The 6,262-nt window shown below is 44.7% G+C and carries 4 protein-coding genes and 1 pseudogene; all 5 read left to right on the top strand.

Going from position 1 to position 6,262, the window contains the following annotated elements; all coding sequences use genetic code 11:
- Positions 1-703: pseudogene (locus MC7420_RS21055) on the top strand (hypothetical protein); the annotation flags it as partial.
- Positions 704-944: 241 nt separating this feature from the next.
- Entirely contained in the window at positions 945-1,913 is a 969-nt protein-coding gene (locus MC7420_RS21050; RefSeq protein ID WP_006102628.1) for a glycosyltransferase family 2 protein, read from the top strand.
- On the top strand, positions 1,910-3,502 hold the full coding sequence (locus MC7420_RS21045; protein WP_006102821.1) for a hypothetical protein: 1,593 nt from the start codon (positions 1,910-1,912) through the stop codon (positions 3,500-3,502). The genes MC7420_RS21050 and MC7420_RS21045 overlap by 4 nt, the downstream gene beginning before the upstream one ends.
- Before the next feature lie 79 nt (positions 3,503-3,581).
- Complete coding sequence (locus MC7420_RS21040; RefSeq protein ID WP_006102690.1) at positions 3,582-4,538, top strand: lysylphosphatidylglycerol synthase transmembrane domain-containing protein; 957 nt, start codon at positions 3,582-3,584, stop codon at positions 4,536-4,538.
- A gap of 129 nt (positions 4,539-4,667) precedes the next feature.
- Entirely contained in the window at positions 4,668-6,113 is a 1,446-nt protein-coding gene (locus MC7420_RS21035) for a sensor histidine kinase (protein WP_232231753.1), read from the top strand.
- The last annotated feature ends 149 nt before the right edge of the window (positions 6,114-6,262 follow it).

Raw genomic sequence — 6,262 nt, 5'->3', positions numbered from 1 at the left:
ATTTACCCTGGATGGAATGGTAGAACGATTCATCGGTTTGATCTTGAGTCCCGGCGCAGGAGGGGGGTTAATCTGGTACTGTCCGCCAACGATTCTGGCAATTATTGGGTTCCGCAAGGCTCTCAAATCTAAACCCCTAGAAGCCTTAGCCATTGTGGGCATATTTGGCGGGTATTGGCTACTTCATTCCTTGTGGGAATTTGGCGGTTGGAGTTGGGGACCTCGATTTTTAGTTCCCGCACTTCCAGGATTGATGGCGCTAGTCGCACTGATTGGGAAAAGGTGGTGGAAGTGGTTAATTGGTTTGACGGTACTCGGGTTCCTCGCCAATGCCCCGACCCTGGTATCGTATTTTCAACGCTACTATGCCGAAGCCCTTGATGGAGGATATATTAACCGAGCCAGAGCCTTATGGGATTCGCCCAGCTATGCTCCTCTGTTTAATGCTTGGGGCGCCGCCTATCGCCAGGTTAGCAGTGCCTTAAGTACAAATATTCGAGATGTCCTAGGACAAGTCGGAGAACCACCGCCCGGTGACCAGATGACCAGCGCTCAACTGTTACATATTGTGGCGGTATGGTGGTGGGTATTGCCTGCTGTTGGTATCCCGGTTTGGGTGGGTGGACTTTTAGCCGCCCTGTTGATTGGAGCAGGCGTTTGGGTACTGCGTTGGGGCTGGCTGCAAGCTAGAGCCAAAGGATAAACGGGATAGTTGCGACTAGGCAGTGGTTCGACAGGCTCACCAACCGGTTCGATAGGGCTTCGGCGTGAGCGCGGCTCGACTGAACTTCGACAGGCTCAGTTGCCGCGCTCACCAACCGGGCAGAAGGTTTCCAGCAAAATACCAAATCAGTACAGTGTACAGAATTTATGTCTAGGTACTTAGTTGTCAGAAAGAAGCGGTATTTTAATCTTATGACTCAACTGTATTAGCGATACGTGCAATGAAATTAATCATTCAAATTCCTTGTTATAACGAAGAAGCAACCCTAGGGCTAACCCTGTCAGAACTTCCTCGCCAAGTCCCTGGAGTCGATACAGTAGAGTGGCTGATTATCAATGATGGTAGTATCGACCAAACGGTTGAAGTTGCCAAAGCCTGTGGCGTTGACCATATTGTCAACTTTGATCATAATCAGGGTTTAGCCAAGGGGTTTATGGCAGGGATAGAAGCCTGTTTAAAGGCGGGAGCCGATATTATTGTGAATACGGATGCCGATAATCAATACTGTGCCGCAGACATCCCCAAACTAATCGAACCTATTTTACAGGGTCAGGCAGAAATTGTCATAGGTGCTAGACCCATCCAGCAAATTAAGCATTTTTCTCCCGCCAAAAAGTTTTTGCAAAAATTAGGAAGCTGGGTAGTCCGAATCGCAAGTAAAACCAATATCCCTGACGCTCCTAGTGGCTTCCGCGCCATCAGTCGGAATGCGGCGCTGCAACTGAATGTGTTTAGCCAATATACTTATACCCTAGAAATGATTATTCAGGCGGGGCAGAAAAACATTGCCATTGCTTCGGTGCCAATTAGAACCAATGATTTCCTGCGCCCGTCCCGTTTAGTTAAGAGTATTCCCGCTTATATCCAGCGCTCCATTCTTACGATTATTCGCATTTTCCTGACCTATCAACCGCTCCAGTTCTTCATTGTTCTGGGGACGCTTCCTTTCGGTTTAGGGTTGATTCTGTGCGTGCGTTGGTTGGTGGTATTTGATCCGGATAGAAGTCGTGCGCCTAGCTTAATTGTCGCCGCCATTTTAATTCTGATTGGCTTTCAACTGTGGATGTTTGGATTAATTGCTGACTTGATGGCGGTGAATCGCAAGCTGCTAGAAGATATTCAACTGCGGCGGCGACGCGCTGATATTGAAGAGTATAACAAACAAATGACAAATGACATAAGACAATGAATAAAGACCTGTTTGCCCGCGAAGCCCTTGCCCAAATACCCAAACTCCTTACCCTGCTAGACCGCAACCCACACAGTCCTACCTACGGCTGTTTTGACCGCAACTTCTGGCAGTATAAAATTATCGATTTCCCCAGTGGAATGGCTCAGGAGTTTGTTCTGCCTCTGGCATTGGCTTATAATACTCAATTATCCGATAATCCTTTCTACCAACAACCAGCGATGCAAGATTGGGTAGAAGCCGGAATTCTTTATGCGGCTAAAAGCGCTCATCCGGATGGGTCTTGCGATGATTATTTCCCTTATGAACGAGCCGGAGGCGCAGCGGCATTTTCCCTACTTGCCTGTATTGACAGTTATCAAGAATTAGGGTTAAATAATCCAATTGCTTTAAAGTTTTTTGAACAACGAGCCGATTGGCTAGCCCATCATCAAGAAAGTGGACGCCTGACTAATCACCAAGCGTTAATTGTTTTGTGTCTAGACTTACTGTCTAATCTATTACAAGCAACCCAATGGGATAGAGCTAGAGTACAACGTTTAGAACAGGTATTATCCTGGCAAAACCCCGAAGGTTGGTTTATTGAGTACGAAGGTTGTGATCCCGGTTACCATACGTTAACGATTTCGTGTTTAGCGCGGATTTATCAACTCAGACCTGATCCCCGGCTGAAAGAAGCATTAATCAAAGCAGTTAATTTAGCCGCAGAATTTGTGCATCCGGATGGCTCTTATGGGGGAGAATATACCAGTCGCAATACGTACAATTTCTTTCCCCATGGTTTTGAACTGGTGGGACAGTGGTATCCCCAAGCCCTAGAAATTAACGATCGCTTCATGGTTGGACTGGCAAATGGACTGGCTCCTTGCTATGCTGACGATCACATTATTGGTCACCATACCTGGAACTATTTACTCACATGGCGCGATTTTGTGTCAACTCGACCTGAACCCACTCCCCGTTCTCCCGGTCGAGTTTGGTTTAAGGACGCACAAGTTTTAATTGACCGTCGCCAAAATACGGAACTGTATTTAGCCTTAAACAAAGGGGGAGTATTTAAACTGTTTCAGGACAAGCGTTTAGTCGCCTCTGACACTCAATTTTCATTGCAAGTCCTAACGGGTAAAAAGATAAAAAATGCTGTCGGTCATTTAGTTGATACCTATCAAGTCAAAGTTGAGGAAAATGAAATTATGATTGAAGGAGAGTTGGGGTGGGCAAAACAGAAACAAATGACCCCCACAAATTTACTAATTTTGCGAGTTGTCATGCTCACCGTGGGTCGCTTTTTTCCCAACTTAATCCGCAAACTCTTACAAAAAATGCTAATTACAGGCAAACAAAAAGCTCCGTTCCACTTCCGTCGCTTGATCGAGTGGAAAAATGGACAGTGGCATATCACCGATGAGTTGCAAGCTCAGTCCTGGAAAGACGTGATTGCTGCCGGAATAGGAGGCGATCAAACTTCGATTTATGTGGTTATGAGTCGCACGTTTCAACGGGGACAATTACAGCCCTGGTTAGATTTAACCAATGAGGTTAAGAAACTAGATGCTTATGAATGGCTGCGATTAGAGCGAAAATTTTAAAAGTAGGAATCATGAGTCTAAGTTCACTGTTCTGTGACATAAGACTAATAACTAATGACATAAGACTAATAATTAATTTATGAAACGACTAATTTCAATCGCTGTCAGCCTAATCATCCTGGGGGTGATTTACTCAAAAATTGATTTTCCCGAACTCGTTGCCGTTTTTCAAAATAGCGATCGCGTCTGGATGCCTGTAAGCTTGGGAATGGTTGTTCCCTTAACCTTATTCACCTCTTGGCGGTTGCAACAACTCATGCCCAGTGGATCTCGCTTGGGCTTTTTTGAGGCAAATCGGTTAATCTTAGCGGCAAGTGTTTTAAATATGGTGCTGCCGTCCAAGATGGGGGATATTGCCAAAGCCTATTTCATGAAACAGCGTGGTCATTTGAGTGGGACTCTTTCGCTATCGCTGGTAATTTTTGAAAAGGCTTGTGATCTGTTATCCCTGCTGTTATGGTGTGTTTTTGGTTTATTACTCTATCAACCGAAAGATTGGCTATTTTGGCTGATGACGACGGCGGTTGGAATGGGTTTAATCTTGGGAATTTGTCTCTTGGCGTCTCGAAAATTTGCTTATTTTTTCTTTATCGTGGCTCGCAAGATTGCCCCCAAAAAAATGCGCTCCAAACTAGAAACAATGCAAGGCTCTTGGGGCGACATGCATGACTATTTTTGGCGCGATCAACGTCAGCTTCTCAAAATTACTGGAACGTCGATTTTTATTTGGTTTTTACACTTATTACAAATTTGGTTTTTTATCCTAGCGCTGAAGGCGACGACTCCATTTCTAGTCAATCTCGCCTTGTCTCCCCTCGCCATTTTAGCCGGATTGTTACCTCTAACCTTTGCCGGAGTTGGCACACGCGATGCCGCATTAGTATTGTTTTATCAGGACTATCTAGATCCCGCAACTGCCGCCGCCTTGGGATTGTTGTGTACCTCGCGTTACTTTTTACCTGCTATTGGCGGGTTACCGTTCCTGAGTCAATTTTTGGCAACAGTCCGTACAATCAAGGGCAGTCGAGACACGTAGCGCTTAACGTAACTCATCTCACTCAATTTAGTGATTGAAATCACAAGTATTGCGGACTACATATCACTGATAGCGTGATCCGAATCCTAGAAGCTAGTAGTAATGCCCAGATAAGCTTAGCAATACCCCATGTTACTTCCCAGCAGCGACCGTTTAGTTAACAGTCCACCTGATTGGTCGGAGTCAGACAACCCCTTGTGTCCTAATTTGGTTAAGCAAACTCGGCAGTTAGAAGTGTTGAATGAGGAATTAGCGACTCAAATTGCAGAACGTCAAGATATGGAGTTAGCCCTAAGGAAATATCGCAGCATGTTTGAGGGTGCCGTCGAGGGCATCTTTCAAACCACTCCAGACGGGCATTTTATTGACTGCAATCCAGCGCTAGCAAAGATTTATGGTTATGCATCCCCAGTTGAACTATTGGAAACGCTAACCGACATTGGACAACAACTCTATGTCAATCCGGATCGACGCCGGGACTTTATTGAGAAACTGCGATCGCACGATTCAGTTACAGACTTTGAATCCCAGGTGTATCGAAAAGATGGGCAGATCATCTGGATTTGTGAGAATGCTAGGGCGGTGCGCGATCGCGACGGGAATTTACTCTACTATGAAGGATTCGTCACCGATATCACCCAGCGCAAAGTTACCGAAGAATCCTTGCGGCGATCTCAAGCAAAATATAAAGCCCAAGCCGAACAACTGGAGGAGACATTAAATCAACTGCGCCAGACGCAACAACAGTTGATCGAAAAAGAACATCTTTCCACTTTAGGTAAATTACTGGCTGGAGTTGCCCACGAAATTAATAATCCGGTTAATTTCTTATGTAACAATTTTCCTCATGCTCAACAGTATACCACAGACTTATTAAATTTACTCCAACTCTACAGCAAATATAATCCTCAACCTGCACCAGAAATTCAACAGGAAGTAGAAGAAATTGATTTAGAGTTTGTACTTGAAGACTTTCCCAAAACCCTATCATCTATGCAAATGGGGGCTGAACGTCTGCGCCAACTTGTTTATTCCCTCAAAACTCTATCTGGAGCAGACGAAGAGCAATCGATAGATATTCACCAAGGGCTAGATAGCACCCTAGTCATGCTCTACTATCGTTTAAAATCCAAAGGAAACAAGCAAGAAATTAAAGTGTTCAAGGATTATAGCACACTGCCTTTAGTTACTTGTTATCCTTGTGGGTTAAATCAGGTATTTATGAATGTGCTGTGTAATGCCATTGATGCCCTAAAAGATATGCGTTCTCAACCCGCGAATGGGGACAGTGAGCAAACTATGATGCCATCCATCTGGATTCGCACAGAATTAATTGATAATGGGAAATCTGGGGCGTGTGCGGTTATTCGCATTATCGATAACGGACCGGGAATAGATGAGGAACTGAAACAGCGAATCTTTGAGCCTTTTTTTACCACTAAACCTCCGGGGAAAGGTACGGGTTTAGGATTGTCAATTAGCTATCAAATCATTGTTGAAAAACATGGCGGAACGTTTACCTGTAATTCCACACCGGGTCAAGGGACAGAGTTTGTGATTGAAATTCCGATTTGATTTGACTTGGGCATGGCGCGTGAATTAATCTCCTCATTTTTGATCATGCCCTATTCCCTGTTTACCTCTTTAACAAAAAAACTGCTGCCTGTTTATCACACCACACTAAACTAGACTCAAATTGGAGTGATTGACTGTAGCGTTAAAGG

It is taken from the genome of Coleofasciculus chthonoplastes PCC 7420, from assembly GCF_000155555.1.
GTDB classification, from domain to species: Bacteria; Cyanobacteriota; Cyanobacteriia; order Cyanobacteriales; family Coleofasciculaceae; genus Coleofasciculus; species Coleofasciculus chthonoplastes_A.
Note: the sequence above shows the minus strand (reverse complement) of the source record. Positions and strands in the feature narration are given on the sequence as shown.